General features: G+C 62.9%; 16 protein-coding genes and 1 tRNA gene. 12 read left to right on the top strand and 5 right to left on the bottom strand.

What is annotated here, in order from left to right:
• The first annotated feature begins 14 nt into the window (after positions 1-14).
• Positions 15-1,289, top strand: coding sequence for a cell division protein PerM (locus JTF07_RS10350; protein ID WP_204234134.1), 1,275 nt, complete (start codon positions 15-17; stop codon positions 1,287-1,289).
• 130 nt (positions 1,290-1,419) lie between these two features.
• Here JTF07_RS10350 and JTF07_RS10345 read toward each other — a convergent pair whose 3' ends face one another.
• Entirely contained in the window at positions 1,420-1,866 is a 447-nt protein-coding gene (locus tag JTF07_RS10345) for a hypothetical protein (protein WP_204234133.1), read from the bottom strand.
• Positions 1,867-1,973: 107 nt separating this feature from the next.
• On the opposite strand from JTF07_RS10345, the gene purN reads away from it, so the two are divergent.
• The 4 genes from purN (at position 1,974) to JTF07_RS10325 (ending at position 4,895) form a co-directional block, all read left to right on the top strand.
• Complete coding sequence (gene purN / locus JTF07_RS10340; RefSeq protein WP_204234132.1) at positions 1,974-2,594, top strand: phosphoribosylglycinamide formyltransferase; 621 nt, start codon at positions 1,974-1,976, stop codon at positions 2,592-2,594.
• 49 nt (positions 2,595-2,643) lie between these two features.
• Entirely contained in the window at positions 2,644-4,227 is a 1,584-nt protein-coding gene (gene purH, locus JTF07_RS10335; protein ID WP_204234131.1) for a bifunctional phosphoribosylaminoimidazolecarboxamide formyltransferase/IMP cyclohydrolase, read from the top strand.
• A gap of 94 nt (positions 4,228-4,321) precedes the next feature.
• Positions 4,322-4,573, top strand: a complete 252-nt coding sequence (locus tag JTF07_RS10330) for a hypothetical protein (protein ID WP_213018722.1) — start codon at positions 4,322-4,324, stop codon at positions 4,571-4,573.
• A gap of 139 nt (positions 4,574-4,712) precedes the next feature.
• Positions 4,713-4,895, top strand: coding sequence for an antitoxin (locus JTF07_RS10325; protein WP_143921033.1), 183 nt, complete (start codon positions 4,713-4,715; stop codon positions 4,893-4,895).
• A 188-nt stretch (positions 4,896-5,083) separates the two neighbouring features.
• Here the strand turns inward: JTF07_RS10325 and JTF07_RS10320 are convergent, their stop codons facing one another.
• A complete protein-coding gene (locus JTF07_RS10320; RefSeq protein ID WP_204234130.1) occupies positions 5,084-7,663 on the bottom strand; it encodes a UvrD-helicase domain-containing protein in 2,580 nt (859 codons plus the stop codon).
• 134 nt (positions 7,664-7,797) lie between these two features.
• On the bottom strand, positions 7,798-8,217 hold the full coding sequence (locus JTF07_RS10315; protein ID WP_204234129.1) for a hypothetical protein: 420 nt from the start codon (positions 8,215-8,217) through the stop codon (positions 7,798-7,800).
• A gap of 63 nt (positions 8,218-8,280) precedes the next feature.
• On the opposite strand from JTF07_RS10315, the gene JTF07_RS10310 reads away from it, so the two are divergent.
• From JTF07_RS10310 to pth, 6 genes are all read left to right on the top strand, one after another.
• Positions 8,281-8,352 (top strand) — tRNA-Gln (locus tag JTF07_RS10310).
• 33 nt (positions 8,353-8,385) lie between these two features.
• The gene (gene glmU / locus JTF07_RS10305; RefSeq protein WP_204234128.1) at positions 8,386-9,843 is read left to right on the top strand and encodes a bifunctional UDP-N-acetylglucosamine diphosphorylase/glucosamine-1-phosphate N-acetyltransferase GlmU; all 1,458 of its coding nucleotides are present in this window, start codon (positions 8,386-8,388) and stop codon (positions 9,841-9,843) included.
• Positions 9,836-10,807 carry a ribose-phosphate diphosphokinase gene (locus tag JTF07_RS10300; RefSeq protein WP_204234127.1) on the top strand — a complete coding sequence of 324 codons (972 nt, stop codon included), beginning with the start codon at positions 9,836-9,838 and terminating at the stop codon, positions 10,805-10,807. The genes glmU and JTF07_RS10300 overlap by 8 nt, the downstream gene beginning before the upstream one ends.
• Positions 10,808-10,953: 146 nt before the next feature.
• Positions 10,954-11,976 (top strand): alpha/beta fold hydrolase, encoded by a 1,023-nt coding sequence (locus tag JTF07_RS10295; protein ID WP_204234126.1) that lies wholly within the window; start codon positions 10,954-10,956, stop codon positions 11,974-11,976.
• A 158-nt stretch (positions 11,977-12,134) separates the two neighbouring features.
• Positions 12,135-12,770, top strand: coding sequence for a 50S ribosomal protein L25/general stress protein Ctc (locus JTF07_RS10290; protein WP_204234125.1), 636 nt, complete (start codon positions 12,135-12,137; stop codon positions 12,768-12,770).
• A gap of 174 nt (positions 12,771-12,944) precedes the next feature.
• Positions 12,945-13,544 (top strand): aminoacyl-tRNA hydrolase, encoded by a 600-nt coding sequence (pth, locus tag JTF07_RS10285; RefSeq protein ID WP_204234124.1) that lies wholly within the window; start codon positions 12,945-12,947, stop codon positions 13,542-13,544.
• 27 nt (positions 13,545-13,571) lie between these two features.
• Here the strand turns inward: pth and JTF07_RS10280 are convergent, their stop codons facing one another.
• Together JTF07_RS10280 and JTF07_RS10275 are read right to left on the bottom strand one after the other, a co-directional pair.
• Complete coding sequence (locus tag JTF07_RS10280; protein ID WP_204234123.1) at positions 13,572-14,324, bottom strand: rhomboid family intramembrane serine protease; 753 nt, start codon at positions 14,322-14,324, stop codon at positions 13,572-13,574.
• Between the two features lie 106 nt (positions 14,325-14,430).
• The gene (locus JTF07_RS10275) at positions 14,431-15,933 is read right to left on the bottom strand and encodes an arylsulfotransferase family protein (RefSeq protein ID WP_204234122.1); all 1,503 of its coding nucleotides are present in this window, start codon (positions 15,931-15,933) and stop codon (positions 14,431-14,433) included.
• Positions 15,934-16,018: 85 nt separating this feature from the next.
• On the opposite strand from JTF07_RS10275, the gene mfd reads away from it, so the two are divergent.
• On the top strand, positions 16,019-19,612 hold the full coding sequence (mfd, locus tag JTF07_RS10270; protein WP_204234121.1) for a transcription-repair coupling factor: 3,594 nt from the start codon (positions 16,019-16,021) through the stop codon (positions 19,610-19,612).
• Positions 19,613-19,657: the final 45 nt, after the last annotated feature.

Here is a 19,657-nt window from a genome sequence, read left to right as displayed (position 1 = left end):
CGAAAATGAGAGAGATGCACACTTCTCCTCACCCTCGAACCCATCGCCATCCAGTTCTGTTGGGACTCCTGGAGGCACTGCGAATCGACCTCATCGCCGTTCCTGCAGCCTTCGTCGTCGCCACCGTCTTCTGGATCATCGGACTCGGCTCACAGCTGCCGTATTCGATCATCCCGGAGTGGGCGTTCGCCCTGTGGGGCGTCGTCCACGGACTGAGCGTGTCGACGATGGGGTTCGACTTCTCTCTGGCACCGAGCCTGGTCACGTTGGGCGTGTGGTTCTTCTTCGCTGCAGGTGCCAAGCGGCTGGTCGCGCGCTTCACAGAAGCAGATCCCGATGACGCCGATGGCCTGGACGCATCCCGGTGGAAGCAGGTCCTTCTCGCATTGGCGACCTACGCCGTCGCCTATGCCGTACCCCTGAGCGTATTGGCTCTTGTGGTGGGGGAGGGGACGCTGGCGCCATCGGGCTTCTTCCGACTTGCCCTCATGCTGCTGTCCGCCTCGGCGGCCGGTTTCCTGTGGGTCCGCGGTGTCGACGACATCCCGCGGTTGCAGGATCTCGACAGCGAGGTGTGGGACTCAGGGGCCCGTCTGGTCAAGAGACTCCTCTGGGGAGCCGCATTCCTCTCGGTCCTCGTCATCTCCGTCGGCATCGTGCTGAGATGGAACGAATTGGCCCAATCGCTGCAGGGTTACAGCTCCCCGCTGTCAGCCGGTGTGGGTCTGCTGCTCATCCAGATCCTCTTCGCTCCGGGAATCCTCTTCGCTTCATTGTCCTGGATCGCAGGCACCGGTGTGAGCGTGGGAGACGGAGCCCTGAGCTCGGTGTTCCATGCTGCGGCAGGACCAGTTCCGCACGTTCCGGTGCTTCAGCTGCTGATCGGGGACTACCCAGAGTGGACGAACGCGGCGCCGGTGCTGCTCGTACTGCTCGGAATCCTCAGCGTCATCCTCGGGCGAGATCATGCCCGCCTGGTGATGCTGGCCTCATGGCCCGGTCTGGCGACTGCGGCAGTCAAGCTCTTCGTCGTGCTCCAGGTCTTTGCGATCTTCGCTCAAGGGGCCATGGGGCCCGTGGGCCTTTCGACGTTCGGGCCCTCGCCGCTGACATCTGCGGTGGTCATCACCGCATGGGTGGCGCTGGGGACGGCCGGGGGTCTGCTCCTGATCAGGCTCTCGGATATGCAGGCCGGAACCAGGGCCGCCGATGAGGAAGACGGTATCGACGACGAGCCGTTCGGTCACATCGCCGATGAACGAAGCGCCGACAATTCAGGCGAAGACTGAGCTCTGACGAAGACTGAGCCGGGTCGGACGGCGAAGACTGAGCCGGGTCCGACGGCTGGGTGCGAAGCCCTGCGTCGGCCCCGAGGGGGAGAGGCGAGCCGGATGACCGCGGATTCGGTCGGAGGAGGCCTCAGTTCGTTCCGGGCAGTTCCTGGCCGGTCAGCTGCTTGAACCAATCGCCGAGGCCGGTCTGATATTCCGTCGTGCAGGAGAGCTGGGCTTGCTGCGTGATGGCATCGCGTACGCACTCCTCATACTTCGACTGGACTGGCCAGAGGACAACGGACGAGAGCGTCGAGAAGATGAGGTAGAGGCTGAGCAGGCCGCCCAGAATACCCAGGGACATGTTGCGCTTCTGCTTCGTCCTGACCACAGCGATGATGTAGCGGATTGACCACACGATGGCGGCAATGGCGAATGCGATCGCCGCGACCTTGAACGGAAGCGGATACGTGAACGTCAGGACCGAGGCGAGGATCAGCAGGATCAGGACCAGGCCGTGTCGAGCGGGCGCGGCCTGCTTCTCCTCATCGGGAGTGGGCGCGCTTTTCTCTTCAGTATTGTTTGGTGACGTCACAGCAATAGTTTGTCACAGTCCACTGGCAAAAGCCTTGACGGAGGTCAGCGTCCGCGTTCTTTCGGCCCGCGACCGACAGCAGATGATTCAAACGTTAGAATGGGTCCGTGCGCATCGTTCTTCTGGCATCCGGCTCGGGTACCCTCACGCAGGCAGTCATCGACGCATTCGCCGAATCGGAGGGTGGAGTCGAGATCGTCGGGGTCGGCTCCGACTCACAGACGGCGGGTGTGCTCGACCGGGCGAAAGCCCATTCGATCCCCACTTTCGTCGTGCGACCCAAGGACTGCGCAAGTCGTGAGGATTGGAACCTCCATCTGCGCGATGTCGTCGCGGACCTGTCGCCCGATTGGGTGATCTCTGCAGGATTCATGCGGATCCTCGGACAGGATTTCATTGCGGCCTTTCACAACCGGATCATCAACACACATCCGGCTCTGCTGCCGGCGTTCCCCGGCGCCCACGGAGTCCGTGATGCGCTGGCCCACGGCGTGCGCATCACCGGAGGCACCATCCACCTCGTCGACTCCGGGGTCGATACGGGCCCGATCATCACCCAGTTCGCGGTTCCCGTCGACGACGAGGACACAGAAGACACGGTGCACGAACGCATCAAAACTCAGGAGAGAGCCGAACTCGTCCGCCTCCTCACCCACCTCGCCCATCACGACCTCGTCATCGATGGACGGCATGTCAGCGGATATGCCACCTCGGCGTCCCCAACCTGACCCACACACCAACCGCACGAAACGGCAATCGAGCCTTCAAGGAGGACTTGTGACAGGAACCCGCGCGATCAAGAGAGCGCTCGTCAGCGTCTACGACAAATCGGGATTGGAGGACCTGGCCCGCGGACTGCAAGCCGCCGGTGTGCAGATCGTGTCCACCGGTTCGACAGCAGCGAAGATCGCCGAGGCAGGCGCTGCGGTCACGAAGGTCGAAGAGCTGACAGGATTCCCCGAATGCCTGGAAGGCCGGGTGAAGACACTGCACCCGCGAGTCCACGCCGGCATCCTCGCCGATTCGCGCAAGCCGGATCACATGAGCCAGCTCGACGAGCTCGAGATCGAGCCCTTCGACCTCGTCATCGTCAACCTCTACCCCTTCGCTGAAACCGTGGCCAGCGGAGCCGGCTTCGACGACTGTGTGGAGCAGATCGACATCGGAGGACCCTCCATGGTGCGGGCAGCGGCGAAGAACCACCCGAGCGTCTCCGTCATCACTGATCCCAGCGACTACCCTGCTGTCATCGAAGCGGCACAGGGACAGGGCTTCGATCTCGACGCCAGGCGAGGTTTCGCCGCTCGCGCCTTCGCCCACACTGCTGCCTATGACACGGCCGTTGCTTCCTGGTTCGCCACCGAACTCACTTCCGGTGCGCAGGAGGCAGAAGCCGAGGATGCAGCATCGGCCGCGGGCAAGCCCGCCTTCGCCGGTGTGACCGGGGAGAAGCTGAGGGACCTGCGCTACGGCGAGAACCCTCATCAGGCAGCGGCAGTGTATTCCGATGGCACCCGTGGAATCGCCGGTGCGAAGCTGCTGGGCGGCAAAGCGATGTCCTACAACAACTACACGGACACCGATGCTGCGATCCGCGCGGCCTTCGACTTCGACCGTCCGGCGGTGGCGATCATCAAACACGCCAACCCCTGCGGAATCGCTGTGGCTGATACTGCGGCCGCCGCACACAAGGCAGCCCACGAATGCGACTCTCTGTCCGCCTATGGTGGTGTCATCGCGACCAACCGCGAGGTCGATGTCGAGCTGGCTGCCTCGATCAAGCCGATCTTCACCGAGTGTCTGGCCGCACCTTCCTTCTCTGCCGAAGCACTGGAGCTGCTGTCGAGCAAGAAGAACCTTCGCCTGCTCGAACTCGGCGACGTCGACTTCGCACCTGCGGAGATCAAACCGATCACCGGCGGGTTCCTCCTCCAAGACCGGGATGCGTTCCAGGCCGACGGTGATGCCCCGGAGAACTGGACCCTGGCCGCAGGCACAGCCGCGACCGCCGAGGTCCTGGCCGATCTGGAATTCGCCTGGAAGGCCTGCCGTGCAGTGAAGTCCAACGCCATTCTCGTGGCCAAGGACGGCGCGTCCGTGGGCGTGGGCATGGGCCAGGTCAACCGAGTCGACTCGGCGAAGCTGGCTGTCGAACGTGCAGGGGAGGAGAGGGCCACCGGCGCCGTGGCCGCCTCGGATGCTTTCTTCCCCTTCGCCGACGGACTGCAGATCCTCATCGATGCCGGTATCAGTGCGATTGTGCAGCCGGGTGGCTCGATCCGCGATGATGAGGTCGTCGAAGCGGCCGAGAAGGCGGGGATCACCATGTACCTGACCGGGAGTCGCCATTTCTTCCACTGAGAAGACGAGGGCCCATCCACCACGCCATGCCAGGCGTGGGCGAGGACCGATCGCCAAGCGCTGGATCTATTGGAAACGGCGCTACTCGAACCCCGTGCTCCGCGACTGGGCTCTCCTGGGCTGTCTGCTGGGCATCTTGACTGCGGCCGCATGCACCATCATCGACTTCCGTCTCGGCGCGATCGTCATGGCCGTCGTGCCGGCTGGGCTGGCGACGATGCGTGCGATGCCCCCGCCCTGGGACGAGGTCTGGACCAACCGGTCGAAGAGCGTCGACATCGGAACGGGCCTGTTCTTCGCGCTGGTTCTCGTGGCGTTGGCGTTCGTTGTTCCGGAGTCACGCTGAAGCTACCGACAGTCGAATTTCGGTCACTTTGTGCATTCCCTGAGAAACCCGAAGGTTCGGTTACACCAGAGCAGATTAAGTGGCAGGGTGAGTGGTGTAAGAAGGTTCGGAAGAACCTTTTCCATTGAAGGGAGACAGTATGGGACTCGACGATCTTACAAACAAAGCCAAGGACGCCATGAATAGCGACAAGGGTGAAGAGTTCAGCGATCAGGGTCTTGATAAGGCTACTGACTTCGCCAATGACAAGACCGGCGGCAAGTTCGAAGACCAGATTAACCAGGGTCGCGACGGAGTCGACGGAAAACTTGGCAACGACTGACTTTTAAATCCATCGCCGCGTCTGGCATGGAGGAGCGCCGAGGTGAATGTATTTTCACCTCGGCGCTTTATTGATGTCTGCAGGCCCGATGTAAGACTGCAGGCCTGATGTAAGACTGCAGGCCTGCGAGCCGAAGGTCGGCACACGGTCGGAAGAGTGGGAGTGGGAGTCTCCCCGTCGCGGCTATCTCAGCCGAGCTTTTCGATGGGGGCATAGCGCAGCAGGAGACGCTTCGTTCCCAGCGAGCCGAAGTCGACGACTGCCACAGTCTTGTCTCCGACGCCGTTGACCTCTGTCACGGTGCCGAGGCCGAAGGACTCGTGTGAGACCTTTTCGCCTACCGACACGGTGATGACCTCTCGGTTGGGCCGGATCCGATTCGGGAAACCGGCCACAGGAGACGAGGAGTTCGCGGCCCCTGAGCGTGAGCGAGACGAATCGCCCGATCCACGAGAGGAACCGAATCCGCTGCCGCGCGAGCCGCTGTAGCCATGGCCGCCCCCTCCATAGCCGCCGGACGAGAAGCCGCCGCCGACGCTGGATGAGAAGGTGCCGGTGTTCTCCCATTCGATGAGATTCTCGGGAATTTCGGAGAGGAACCGGCTCGGTGGGTTGTACTGCGGCTGGCCCCACATGCTGCGCGTCTCCGCGCGAGTGACGATCAGACGCTGCCGGGCTCGGGTCAGACCCACATAGGCAAGACGACGTTCTTCTGAGAGCTCATTGGGATTCTCGAAGGAACGGGCATGCGGGAAGCCACCGTCCTCGAGGCCGGTGAGGAAGACGACCGGGAACTCCAGACCCTTTGCTGTGTGCAGAGTCATGAGCGTGACCTGTCCCAGTTCGGCATCGGGGATCTGATCCGTGTCGGAGGCCAGCGCCACCTGCTCGAGGAAGGCCTCGATCGACGAATTGCCGGCCGCAGCACTGGCTGGACTCTGCACATCCGCATCGTCCTCAGAGCTCCCACCGGCAGCTTGGGCTTCACCCTCGACATCTCTGCTCACAGCCGATTCGGACTCAGCATCACCGGAGGCAGCCTCAGACGCGACTTCGGAAACAGCCGCGGTGCCTGTCTCTGTCTCAGTGTCGGCTTCATCAGCGTCATCACCCGTTGCAGCGAGGGCCTGCGTGGCGACGAAGTCTTCGGCCACGGCCACGAGCTCAGCGAGGTTGTCGACACGCGACTCGTCCTGCGGGTCCGTGCTCTTCTGCAGAGACTCGAGGTAACCGCTCTGCTCGAGAATCGCCTCGATGACGCGCGACAGCGGGGCAGCCTCGGCGGTGGCTGCCAGATCTCGCATGAGGTCGTAGAACTTCGACACGGAGGTCTTCGCCCGGGCAGACAGATGGACGATCTCATCAAGACGCCCCAGCGCCGTGTAGAAGCTGATGCCCTCACGATCGGCGAAGTCCGCGACGATGCCCTCAGTACGGTCACCGATGGAGCGTTTGGGGACGTTGAGGATACGGCGCAGGTTCACATCATCATCTGGATTGGCGACCACGCGCAGATACGCGAGGGCGTCCTTGATCTCCTTGCGCTCGTAGAATCGTGTGCCTCCGACGACCTTGTACGGGATGCCCGAGCGCACCAGAGCATCCTCAATGGCGCGGGACTGAGCATTGGTGCGGTAGAAGACGGCAAAGTCACCGTAGGTGTACTTCTCGTCGTCGATGAGCTCATCGACCCGATCAACGATGAAGCGGGCCTCCGACTGCTCGTTCTCCGCTACCCAGCCGACGATGGATTCGCCAGTGCCTTCCGAGGTCCACAGCTTCTTGTCTTTGCGGTCCTGATTGTTCGAAATCACAGCGTTCGCAGCATCGAGGATGTTCTGCGTGGAGCGATAGTTCTGCTCCAGCAGAATCGTCTCCGCATCGGGGAAGTCCTTCTCGAACTCCACGATGTTGCGCACTGTCGCCCCACGGAAGGCGTAGATCGACTGGTCTGCGTCACCGACGACGGTCAGCTCTGCGCCGGTGGCACCACCGGCCCCGTCTCCGGCCAGGGACTTGATGAGAGCGTATTGGGCCGGGTTCGTGTCCTGGTACTCGTCGACGAGGATGTGCCGGAACCGTCTGCGGTAGAAATCGGCCACTTCGGGGAAGGCGCCGAAGAGATGAACGGTCTCGGCGATGAGGTCATCGAAGTCGAAGGCATTGGCCAGACGCAGGCGAGAGGTGTAGCGCCTGAACACATCGGCGAGGACTTCATCAGCAGGGTTGTTCGGCCGGGGCGTGAAGTCATCCGGCGTCTGCAGGTCATTCTTGAGATTGGAGATCCTATGCAGCATCGACCGAGGCGTGTACTTCTTCGTGTCGATTCCGAGTTCTTTGAGGATCTGGGAGACGAGCCGCTGAGCATCCTGGGCATCGTAGATCGTGAAGTTGGTCTTCATGCCCAGCACCTTGGCCTCTCGGCGGAGGATGCGCACACAAGAGGAGTGGAAGGTCGAGACCCACATCGCTCGCGAAGCGGGTCCGACGATGGAGCGCACGCGCTCAGCCATCTCCTTAGCCGCCTTGTTGGTGAATGTGATCGCCAGGACCTCACCGGGATGTGCCCGACCGGTGGCCAGAGCATAGGCGATGCGCCTGGTCAGCACGGTCGTCTTACCCGAACCGGCGCCCGCCACGATGAGGAGCGGTGAACCCGTATGGGCAACGGCCTCGCGCTGTCGCGGGTTGAGTCCGGTGAGGAGTTCGGCCGCACGTGAGTCGGCTCCCGGAGTGGCTTCTTCGATGTTTTCAGCTGCAGCAGTCATGTCCGGATCAACGATACCGTCAGCGACTGACGCAGAGAAAAGGGCAGTGAGATAGGCAGAGAAAAGGCTCCTCCGGCGACCCTGTTCAACTGCACGGGTCGCCGGCGGAGCCGGATTCGTCTGGGACGAGAACCTCAGTGGACGAAGACGGCCACCAGCACGTTGATGATCGCGCCGGCGAAGACCAGGTGAGCCATCGTCGCCGAGGGATTCTTCACCGCTGTCGCCACGACTGTGTCGGCGTCGCCTCCAGCCGGGGCGGCCCCCGCAGCCGGAGCGGAGGCGAAGGCCTTCTGCTTCTTATTGCCGATGAATGCGAAGACGGTGACGAGAATCGCAATGAGGAGCTTGATGCCGAGCTTCACGTGGTTGACTTCGTCATCGCCCATCTCTGCCAGACCCATCAGCAGAAGCCCGGTGATCAGCTGAAGGTAGGCGCCGTGCAGCATGCCGGGAGCAACTTTGGGAGAGCGGATGAGGGCGAAATATCCGCCCACAATGATCGCCATTCCGATCAGATGCAGGGCCACTAGAATCTCGCGAAGAATTTCCATACGGTTCATCGTAGTGGCATGATGGTGTCTCGTGAGCGCGGGCCCTCAACTGGTGCACGCTGTTCCGCCCTGGTGTAATGGCAGCACGCCGGCCTTTGGAGCCGTGTGGTATAGGTTCGAATCCTATGGGCGGAGCTGGCCCAATCCGACTTGCGAAGGATTCAACACATGTCGCAGAGCAGACCCATCGCCGTCATCGTTCTGGCCGCTGGCCAGGGCACCCGTATGAAGTCGACCCTGCCGAAGGTGCTGCACCCGATCGGCGGTCGTTCCCTGCTCCACCACTCGATCGCGGCAGCGGCGGGCGCAGCTCCCGAGCACCTCGTCGTCGTCGTCAGGCACGAACGCGACCAGCTCGTCTCCCATCTGGACTCACTGCCGATCAGTTCGACGCAGACTGTGCTCATCGCCGATCAGGATGAAGTTCCCGGCACCGGCCGCGCCACCGAATGTGCGCTGACCCAGTTGCCCGACGATCTGTCCGGCACCGTGGTCGTGACCTATGGCGACGTGCCCCTGCTGACTGCTGACACGATCAACACCCTCGTCGAAGTCCACGAGTCCTCGCACAATGCCGTCACGGTCCTGTCCGCTGAGGTCGACGATCCCACCGGCTACGGACGCATCGTCCGTGACGCCTCCGGAGCCCTGCTGCGCATCGTCGAGCAGAAGGATGCCAGCGATGACCAGCGCAGCATCCGGGAGATCAACTCTGGCATCTATGCCTTCGACGCGTCGGCGCTGAGGGACGGTCTCGCCTCACTGACCACGGATAATGCGCAGGGTGAGAAGTACCTCACCGACGTCATCGGATTCTCTCGTGAGGCAGGTCAGTCCGTCGCCGCCACAGCCACCCAGGATCTGTGGCAGGTCGAGGGCGCCAACGACCGTGTGCAGCTGGCCAATCTCGGCAAGGAGCTCAATCGCCGCGTCTGCGAGAAGTGGATGCGTGCGGGAGTGAGCATCGTCGACCCCGACACCACGTGGATCGACATGGACGTATCCCTGGGGGAGGACGTCACGATCCTCCCCGGAGTCCAGCTCCTGGGCGCCACCGACATCGGCACCGGTGCCGTCGTCGGCCCCGACTCAACTCTCAAGGACACCGAGGTGGGTGCCGGGGCACAGGTCGTGCGCACCCATTCGGAGCTGGCCGTCGTCGGAGCCTGTGCCAAAGTCGGACCGTTCGCGTACCTGCGTCCTGGGACCAACCTCGGCGAGGATGGAAAGATCGGCACCTTCGTGGAGACGAAGAACGCTGACATCGGGCGGGGCGCGAAGGTGCCGCACCTGTCCTACGTCGGCGATGCTGAGATCGGTGAGGGCTCCAACATCGGTGCCGCATCGGTCTTCGTCAACTACGACGGTGTCAACAAGCACCGCACCGTCGTCGGAAAGCACGCACGCATGGGCTCGGACAACATGTACGTTGCCCCTGTCACGGTAGGCGACGGTGCCTATTCCGGTGCGAGCACAACAGTGCGCAAAGATGTCCCTGCGGGAGCGCTTGCCATAACCGTGGCGCCACAGCGTAACCTGGAGGGCTGGGTCGTCAGCAACCGCCCCGGCACACCTGCAGCGCAGGCAGCCGAGGCCGCATCTGAAGGGGAACCGGCAAGTGAATGAAATTACGACGGCGGGCGAAAAGAAGCTCGTCCTGGTCAGCGGGCGCGCGAACAATGAGCTCGCTGAGCAAGTCGCTGAGAATCTGGGGACGGAACTTCTCCCCACTGACATTTACAACTTTGCCAATGGAGAGATCTACGTCCGGTTCTCCGAATCGGTCCGCGGCTGTGACGTCTTCGTCCTGCAGTCGCACTGTGCACCGATCAACGAATGGCTGATGGAACAGCTCATCATGGTCGACGCACTCAAGCGTGCCTCGGCCAAGCGGATCACGGTCATCGCACCGTTCTTCCCCTACGCGAGGCAGGACAAGAAGCACCGCGGACGTGAGCCCATCTCGGCTCGCCTCGTGGCAGACCTGTACAAGACGGCCGGCGCCGACCGCATCATCACCGTGGACCTGCACACCGCGCAGATCCAGGGCTACTTCGACGGCCCGGTCGACCACCTCATCGCGATGCCGATCCTCGCCGGCTACGTCAAGGACAAGTACCCGACCGATCTGGCAGTCGTCTCGCCTGACGCCGGCCGCATCAAGGTCGCCGAGAACTGGTCGAACTCCTTGGGCGGGGTGCCGCTGGCATTCATCCACAAGACTCGCGACATCACACGACCGAATGAGACCAAGGCCAACCGCGTCGTCGGTGAGGTCGAGGGCCGAACCTGTGTCCTCGTCGATGACATGATCGACACGGGCGGGACCATCGTCCAAGCCGCCGACGCCTGCATGGCCGCCGGAGCCACCGGAGTCATCGTCGTCTCGACACACGCAGTGTTCTCCGGACCGGCCGTCGAACGCCTGTCGAACTCCGTGGCGCAGGAGGTCATCGTGACGAACACGCTGCCGCTGACGGACGACAAGATGTTCGACAAGCTCACCGTGCTCTCGATCGCTCCGCTGATCGCCCGCGCCGTGCACGAGGTCTTCGAGGACGGATCGGTCACCAGCCTCTTCGAGGTCTGAGCCACCTTCTGCGAGAGTTCCATCCGGACCGAACCCCGAGCCGATCTTCCGGCTCGGGGTTCGATCTGTTTCGTCGGAAGCATCGCCTGCCGGGGACTCGACCGACGCTCTACACTGGAGACAACCGAGTGAAGGGAACTGTGGCGATGTCGTCCCATGATTACAACCGGTACCGGGTCAGCGTCTCCGGTGGTGAACTGTCCGTCGGCGTCTGGGAGCCTGTGGCCTTCGGGCCAGGCCGTGTTCCCACCATCTGCGTCATCCACGGCATCACCTCGAACCATCTGTTCTTCGCCGGTCTGGTCGCAGCACTTCCCGGTGTGCGCATCATCGGGCCCGACCTGCGTGGGCGTGCTGATTCCCGTCTGCTGGGCGGACCGTTCGGGATGAGGGCCCATGCCGAAGACGTCCTCGTCGCCATCGACACCTTCGCTGAGCCTGGGCCTGTCACTCTGGTCGGACATTCCATGGGCGGTTTCGTCGCCATGACCTTGGCCGGCATGGGCGCAGGTGTCGATGCCGAGGCCGAGGTGGCCGATCGTTTCCGTGGCCCAGTCCTCATCGACGGGGGACTTCCCCTGCCGGTGCCGCAGGTCGGGGAAGATGAGGTCACCGGGGCACTCGATGATCTCAACGACCATGATCTCGACACCGACGACCTCATCGCCGCGGTGCTCGGCCCCGCGTCCGAACGGCTGTCGATGTCATTCGGGTCGGTCGAGGAATACCTGGCATTCTTCGCCGCTCATCCTGCCTTCGTCGAAGGCCTCGACACTGTGGCCACGGAGAGCTTCGTCTATGATCTCGCGGCCAAGGACGATCACAGCTTCCAACCTTCGACGTCGATCGAGGCGATGCAAGCCGACTCGGCGGACATGTACACCGGCGGTGCCTTCCGGAATGCGCTCGCCCAGATCATGAGCAGCCAGCGGCGCCAGGCCGAGGTGACGTTCCTCTTCGCCGAGCGTGACCTCATCGCGTCCGAGCCCGGTCTCTACCCACCGGAACTCGTCGTCTCCTACCAGCAGAGGTGGGAGGATATGAGCGTCGTCGAGGTGCCAGGTACGAACCATTACGACATCCTGCTCACGGAGACAGGCATCGACGCCTGCGCCGAGGCTGTGACCGCCCGACTTGGCGCCACCGACGACGGTGGCATAGAATCGTAGGGTTGCCTCGGCGAGGGAAACACATGTTTCCGTTATCGACGCGGTCCTGACCCACAGCGCTGACCGGCCCTTCGGAGCCGAATTGAGACAGCGACAGTGTGGTTGAAGGCTGTTTCGCCGTGGTGCTTGCAAGATAAGTTCACCACGAAGGAGAGAAAATGGCTGACTTCAAACTCATCGCCGAACCCCGCAATGAATTCGGCAAGGGCGCTGCCCGCCGGACCCGCCGCGCAGGACGTATCCCTGCAGTCGTCTACGGACACGGCGGAGATCCTGTGCACATCTCGATTGACGGCCACGCCACCATGATGGCCCTCAAGCACGCCAACGCCCTCTTCGAGATCGAAAGCACCGACGGTGCCAAGAACGTTCTCGCCATCGCTCGCGATGTGCAGACCGACCCGGTCACTCGTCAGATCGAGCACCTTGACCTCATCATCGTCAAGCGCGGCGAAAAGGTCGAGGTCGACGTTCCTGTCCACATCATCGGCGAATCCGCTCCCGGCACCATGGTGCAGCAGGAAGAGTCGACGATTCTCATCAAGGCAGACGCCACCAAGCTGCCTGAGTACATCGAGGTCACCATCGACGGGCGCGCCGCCGGCGAGCACGTTCTGGCCGGACAGGTGGAATTGGCCTCGGGCATCGAACTCGCTGCTGATCCCGAACTTCTCGTCGTCAACGTCTCGGAAGAGGCCGAGATGGACACCGAGTCGGATGCAGGCGAGACCGAAGAAGAGTCGACCGAAGAGTCGACCGAGGAAGCAGCAGAGGAGAAGTCCGGGGACGAGTGACCTCGACTTCTTCCGTCTGCGCGCAGCTACTGAGCGCAGCCTGAGGTGTGAATTCGGTGGGTCGTTGAAGAAACGGCCCACCGAATTCGTTCTGTAAGCACATAGGGGGCAAGAGTCCCTGGATGATCGGGTGAACTGCGATGAGCAGCGAGAGAGAATGAGCGAAGGACGACGATGACGAACGAAGCTTGGCTGGTCTTCGGCTTGGGCAACCCCGGCCCCAAATACGAATCGACGAGACACAACATCGGACAGATGGTCGTCGCCGAACTCGCACATCGCATCGGCGTCAATCTGACACGTACCAAACTGCGCTCCAATGTCGGCACGTCTCGACTGCCCACAGGTTCAGTTCCCGGAGTCCCTGGGCCGCGAGTGGTGCTCGCGACATCGACGGGGTACATGAACGAATCCGGTGGGCCGGTCAGGCAGCTTGCCGACTTCTATTCGATCGACACAGACCGGATCATCGCCGTCCACGACGATGTGGACATCGCCTTCGACACGATCAGGGCCAAGGTCGGCGGCGGGGAGGGCGGACATAACGGACTGCGGTCGATGACCTCGGCGCTGGGGACGAAGAACTATCCCCGTATCCGCGCCGGCGTCGGCCGGCCCATGGGGCGTCAGGACACCGCAGACTACGTTCTTGGGCCCTTCTCCAAGGACGAACGCGCCACGCTGCCGATCTTCATCTCGGATATCGCAGACGCCGTCGAGATGTACATCGTCGACGGCCTCGAGAAGGTTCAGCTCAAATACCACTCGAAATGAGAACGGCGGTCACCGCTGAGGGACAGGTCACCGCTCGGCGGCAGGTCGCCTCTGCGCCGCGGAGCCCGGACGCTTGCGGTGGATGAGCCAGGCGGCAAGGATGCCTCCGGCGAAGCCGAACAGATGTCCCTGCCAGGAGATCCCGTTAGACTGCGGCAGCAGTCCGAAGATCATGGATGCGCCGTAGGTGATGAAGACGAAGAACCCGATGGCGAAGTAGACGATCTTGCGGAGCACATCCTCGGTGAACCAGGTGCGCACAGCCAGGTAGGCGAAGAATCCGAACACGATGCCCGAGGCGCCGACGACGTGTTGGCCCACAGGCAGCGTCGTCAGCCAGGCACCGAGCCCGGAGACGACGGCGGTGATGACGGTGACGAGCCAGAAGCGGCGTGCCCCCTCGACGGCGATGCACAGCCCGAGGATGAGGAATGGGAACGTGTTGGCCATGAGGTGTCCGAATCCCGAGTGCAGGAGGGGAGACGTCACCACTCCGTAGAGGGACAGCGGAGTCCAGGACGCGAGGCTGAACATGTCGAGATCGACGGGCAGGACGGTGTCGAGGATCTCAATGGCCCACATGATCGCCAGCAGGACGAGGACTGGGACGAAGCGAGAGAGCCGGTGATCGCGGCTGACGGTGGTCCGCAGATTGGCGACTTTGGGCTGGTCTGCGGGTGGGCGGCCGCCTGACCTGGACGAATCGGGGGCTGTTGAACCATTGCCGAAGATGAACTGGGATTCTTCGGGGGTGAAGCGAGGGGACTGGTTGGAACTCATGTCTCAATTGTCGGTGATGAAGCTTGGAGAACCCCGAAGAACCGGGGCCTGTGGGCAATCGTGTCCGATCCGTTAGCCCCGTTACAGTCTTGAGATCTCCGATGTCTCAGTCCACGATCGTGCTGCCGATGCGCTCCTTGTCCTCGTTGACGGCCTCGACGACGATTCGGGAGCCGGTGGGGGTGATGTCGGCCGCGGTTTCGAACCCCGTGCGATCGACGACTGCGGTCTCCTCGAGCTGCTCCTCGCTGTCGCCGCTGAGGATGCGCCAGGCAGCGACGTCGCTGGCTCCGTTCCAGCTCATGTGCACTCGTGTGATGCCCACACCGGGTTCAGATCTCGTCGCGGTGGGCGGTGCTGACGGAGTCGCCTGCCAGTCGAAGCGATAGGCCCGGTAGTTCGATCCGCCCGTGAAAGTGGCATCGTAGAGCAGCTTGCCATCGTTGGTGAACTCTGAGAAGTACGGTTCGGAGCCCCAGCCGATGAACACATTGCCGTTGTCGAGTTCCTGCAGATTGCCCTGGCTTCCCGATGAGCGGTCATCGGGGGCCGGGTACTCGGCGTCGACGCTGGCCTTCTGCGCTTCCTCATCGACGTCGAGGCGCAGACCTCTGGAATCGCCGAGGCGGGGCGCAGCATGGTTGTCGAAGAGGGTGATCATGCCGTCGTCGCGGCGGACGGCGTCATGCTGCCAAGCGAAGGCAGCGCCCTCGCCCATCTCGAAGTCGCTGGCAGACCCGCCCAGCACCCAGTTCACCTCGGCGCTCTTGCGATCGAGCTGATAGATCGCATGTGTGTTGCGGGCGGAGACGAGCAGCGAATCGCCATCGTCGTCGACGGACACCGAGTTCAGATGGATGTAGTCGAAGGGCTCCTCCTCGGTGCCTTCGCCGTCCTTGAGCGTCGACTGCGTCTGGTCGACGGGAATGTCGTCGAGTGTTCGCCATTCGACAACGGGATCACCGGAGGCGATGTCGACCTCCTGGACCACTCCTTCCCAGGCCCAACCGTCCTTCGGGCCGCCGACGGATCTGAGATCCGTCTGGGTCTTGATGTAGGACAGGAGGAGCATCGTCTCGTCGTCTGTGATCGTCGTCTCGTGCAGATCGGCGGTCTTGTGGGCGAGGTCGCCTCCCATGCCGACACGTGCGATCTCGTTGTAGCTGTCGTCGAGCATGACGACCTCACCGGCTGTCTCGGGCGTTTCTGCCATTCCCTCCCACCAGGTGAGGACGGGCTCGTTCCTGTACTCCTGAACCCGCAGGTCCCACATCTGGCCCGATCCCTGCCGGATCCAGACCGGTTCTCCGTCTGGGTCGAGGATGAGTCCGCCGACCCAGACGGAGAACCGGTCTGGGTCGAGGATGAGTCCGCCGACCCAGGACTCCCCGTCATCGGCGGTCTGTCCCTTGGGGGCGAGGAATGTCTCGAGGTCATTGTCGACCTCGGGCTGCTGTGAGCCGACGTCGATGTCGATCTTCGGCGGGTTCAAGTCGGGCCTGGTGTGGAAGTCCCAGCGTTCGGATTGGGGGACTTCCTCTTCAGCGGTGCATCCTGCCAGGAACAGCGTCGCGGCAGCCGCAGTCGCGAACAGAGTGCGGTAGGACATGTCCTCATCTTCACACGATTCTACGAAGAGTGGTCAGAGCACGGTTGCCGTCGTTTTTCGTGTCAGGGCAGTGGCTTAGAATTGCATGGTGCTCAACGGACTCGATCTCACACGCCAGAACTCCACCATCACTGACCTCGTCGGAGCGTTCAACGACCCGGAGACAGCAGGTGGGACGATCGATGCGATCAGGGGTCTGTGGCCATCGATCCTGCGCCGAACCCTGGTGTCGGGCGACAACGATCCGTCCACCTCGGCGCCGCAGCTCATCGTCACGGCCACCACTCGTGAGGCTGAAGACCTGGCCCGGGCGCTGGCGGACTGGGTGCCCGAGGATTCGATCGCGATCTTCCCCAGTTGGGAGACACTCCCACACGAAAAGCTCTCACCTCGGTCCGACACCGTCGGGCAGCGTCTGCAGATTCTGCACCGCTTGGCCCACCCGAGCCCGGACCGGCACCTGGCCTTCATCATCGCCCCCGTCCGCGCATTCCTGCAGCCGCTGGTCAAGGGGCTCGGCGACATTGAGCCGGTGGAGTTGGCCGTCGGCGACGAGTACGAGATCGACCAGCTGTCCCACCGCCTGACCGAACTTGCGTACTCACGCGTGGACATGGTCTCCCGTCGAGGCGAATTCGCCGTCCGCGGTGGCATCGTCGATATCTTCCCTCCGACGGAGGACCATGCCCTGCGCATCGAATTCTTCGGTGACGAGATCGATGAGATCCGCGAATTCTCCGTCAGCGACCAGAGATCCATTCCCGCCGAGGCGGAGGCCGAACCGCTGAAGCTCTCGGCTCCACCCTGCCGGGAGCTCCTGCTCACCGACTCAATCCGGGAGCGAGCGGCCACGCTGTCGCAGACGCTGCCGGCAGCAACGGACATGCTCGACAAGATCGCCGGTGGAGTCGCCGTCGAAGGCATGGAATCACTCTCGGCAGTGTTGGCAGACGGCATGGAGCCGATCATCGCGCTGCTGCCCCAATCCACGAAGATCATCATCACCGAGCCCGAACGTGTCCACGCCAGGGCTGCCGACCTCGTTGTGACGACGAACGAATTCCTCGAAGCCGCATGGTCAGGAGCCGCAGCCGGCGGCGAATCCCCGATCGACCTATCCGCCGCGACATTCCGGACCATGGAAGAGATGGAAGATGGCGCTCGCCTCATCGGCTTGGCCTGGTGGGAGCTCGGCGGATTCGCCACCGACGAAGAGCTCGTCTCACCCGCGGAGAATCTGTTCTCCGTTCCGGCTCGCGCACCTCGGGGATATGCCGGTGATGTCGAGGCGATCCTCACCGATGTCAAGGGACTCATCCATGACAGGTGGCGCATCCTCGTACTCACCGAAGGACAGGGACCGGGCCAGCGGATGGTCGAGGTGTTCTCGGAGGCTGGGGTGCCTGCGACCTTCGTCGATGACCCGGCGGACATCGCCGATGCTCTGGTGACCGTCACCACGGCCGCGCCCTTCGGGGGATTCGTCTTCGACGACCTCAAACTGGCCGTGCTCACCGAAGCCGATGTGCTCGGTCGCGCGGCAGCCACCTCGACGAGGGACATGCGGCGCCTGCCCACCCGGCGCAAACGCAACCAGGTGGACCCGCTCAACCTGGCGCCCGGGGACTTCGTCGTCCACGACCAGCACGGCGTCGGCAAGTTCATCGAGATGACCCAGCGCACCACTGGCAAGGGTGCGAACAAGCACACCCGCGAATACCTCATCGTCGAATACGCTCCGGCCAAACGCGGCCAGCCCGGCGACCGACTCTACGTGCCCAGCGATGCCCTCGACCAGGTCAGCCGCTACGTCGGTGGGGAGAGCCCGACCCTGAACAAGATGGGCGGCTCCGACTGGTCGACGACGAAAGCCAAAGCCAGGAAGGCGGTCAAGGAGATCGCCGGTGAACTCGTCCGCCTCTACTCGGCACGACAAGCCACCGTCGGCCACACCTATGGACCGGACACACCATGGCAGCGCGAACTCGAAGACGCCTTCCACTACGTGGAGACCGCCGACCAGCTCACGACCATCGACGAGGTCAAGGGCGATATGGAGAAGGCAGTCCCAATGGATCGTCTGATCTGCGGCGACGTCGGCTACGGTAAGACCGAGATTGCAGTCCGAGCGGCATTCAAGGCGATCCAGGACGGCAAGCAGGTCGCTGTGCTGGTGCCCACGACTCTGCTCGTCCAGCAGCACTTCGAAACCTTCGCCGAACGCTACTCGGGCTTCCCCGTCACCGTCGGTGCGCTCTCTCGCTTCCAGACGAAGAAGGAATCGGACAAGGTCGTCGAAGATCTGGCCGCAGGCAAGCTCGACCTGGTCATCGGCACGCACCGACTGCTCAGCGGCGAGGTGAGGTTCAAGAGCCTGGGCCTGGTCATCATCGACGAGGAGCAGCGCTTCGGCGTCGAACACAAGGAGACGCTCAAGGCGATGCGCACGAACGTCGACGTGCTCGCGATGTCGGCAACGCCGATCCCGAGGACCCTGGAGATGGCCGTGACCGGCATCCGAGAGATGTCGACCTTGGCCACCCCGCCCGAGGAGCGCCATCCGGTGCTGACCTACGTGGGCAAGAAGGAGGATAAGCAGATCAAGGCCGCGATCCGTCGCGAACTGATGCGCGAGGGCCAGGTCTTCTACATCCACAACAGAGTCAAGGACATCGAATCCGTGGCCGGCCACATCGCCGAACTCGTTCCTGAGGCCAGGATCGCGATTGCCCACGGAAAGATGAACGAACAGCGCCTGGAACAGGTCATCGTCGACTTCTGGGAGAAGAAGTTCGACGTGCTCGTGTGCACGACGATCGTCGAGACCGGCATCGACATCTCCAACGCCAACACGCTCATCATCGATCACGCGGATCGCTTCGGACTCTCCCAGCTGCACCAGCTGCGCGGTCGGGTCGGTCGAGGCAGGGAACGGGCCTACGCCTATTTCCTCTACCCGGCAGACACGACACTCACGGAGACAGCACACGACCGTCTGACGACGCTGGCCGCCCATACAGAGCTCGGCGCCGGCATGCAGGTAGCCATGAAGGACCTCGAGATCCGCGGTGCCGGCAACCTCCTGGGCGGACAGCAGTCCGGACAGATCGAAGGGGTCGGATTCGACCTCTACGTGCGGCTTGTGGGGGAGGCCGTTGCGAACTTCCGCGGTGAGGACACCGAGCCCGAAGCAGATATGCGCATCGAACTGCCCGTTGACGCACACCTGCCGGCAGAATACGTCGATCACGAACGGCTGCGGCTCGAGGCCTATCGGAAACTGGCTGCCGCGGCGAACGAGAACGAACTGCGGGAAGTCCTCGACGAACTCGTCGACCGGTATGGGCCCTACCCGGAGGCGGTGGGTGTGCTCGCCGACGTCGCCAGACTGCGGATCAGGGCCAAAGCCTCGGGCATCAACGACATCGTCGTCCAAGGCAACTTCGTACGCTTCGGTCCGCTCGAGCTCGAGGATTCGCAGGTCGTGCGCCTCAAACGCCTGTACCCGAAGTCTCTGCTCAAGCCCGCGATTCGGTCGGTGCTCGTGCCCAAGCCGATGACCGGAAACGGCTTCGATGCGAAGGAGATGACGGATTCCGACATCTTGCGTTGGGCCCACCAGTTCCTCGACGCGATCGTCCCCGTCGTCGCCTCGGAAGCCGTCGAAGCCGGCGTCTGAGGTCGGGGTCAAAAAGCGAAGAGGCCGTAATGACTCAACCGATCT

Origin of the sequence: Brevibacterium sp. RIT 803 (assembly GCF_016892625.1) — a bacterium.
GTDB lineage: Bacteria > Actinomycetota > Actinomycetes > Actinomycetales > Brevibacteriaceae > Brevibacterium.
This window is presented reverse-complemented; position numbering and strand designations above follow the sequence as displayed.

What these genes read in the sequence shown, in the direction of transcription:
- JTF07_RS10350 (WP_204234134.1), top strand. Translation starts at nt 15, where the DNA reads ATGCACACTTCTCCTCACCCTCGAACCCATCGCCATCCAGTTCTGTTG.
- JTF07_RS10325 (WP_143921033.1), top strand. Translation starts at nt 4,713, where the DNA reads ATGGGACTCGACGATCTTACAAACAAAGCCAAGGACGCCATGAATAGC.
- JTF07_RS10320 (WP_204234130.1), bottom strand. Translation starts at nt 7,663, where the DNA reads ATGACTGCTGCAGCTGAAAACATCGAAGAAGCCACTCCGGGAGCCGAC.
- JTF07_RS10315 (WP_204234129.1), bottom strand. Translation starts at nt 8,217, where the DNA reads ATGGAAATTCTTCGCGAGATTCTAGTGGCCCTGCATCTGATCGGAATG.
- glmU (WP_204234128.1), top strand. Translation starts at nt 8,386, where the DNA reads ATGTCGCAGAGCAGACCCATCGCCGTCATCGTTCTGGCCGCTGGCCAG.
- JTF07_RS10295 (WP_204234126.1), top strand. Translation starts at nt 10,954, where the DNA reads ATGTCGTCCCATGATTACAACCGGTACCGGGTCAGCGTCTCCGGTGGT.
- JTF07_RS10290 (WP_204234125.1), top strand. Translation starts at nt 12,135, where the DNA reads ATGGCTGACTTCAAACTCATCGCCGAACCCCGCAATGAATTCGGCAAG.
- pth (WP_204234124.1), top strand. Translation starts at nt 12,945, where the DNA reads ATGACGAACGAAGCTTGGCTGGTCTTCGGCTTGGGCAACCCCGGCCCC.
- JTF07_RS10280 (WP_204234123.1), bottom strand. Translation starts at nt 14,324, where the DNA reads ATGAGTTCCAACCAGTCCCCTCGCTTCACCCCCGAAGAATCCCAGTTC.
- JTF07_RS10275 (WP_204234122.1), bottom strand. Translation starts at nt 15,933, where the DNA reads ATGTCCTACCGCACTCTGTTCGCGACTGCGGCTGCCGCGACGCTGTTC.
- mfd (WP_204234121.1), top strand. Translation starts at nt 16,019, where the DNA reads ATGGTGCTCAACGGACTCGATCTCACACGCCAGAACTCCACCATCACT.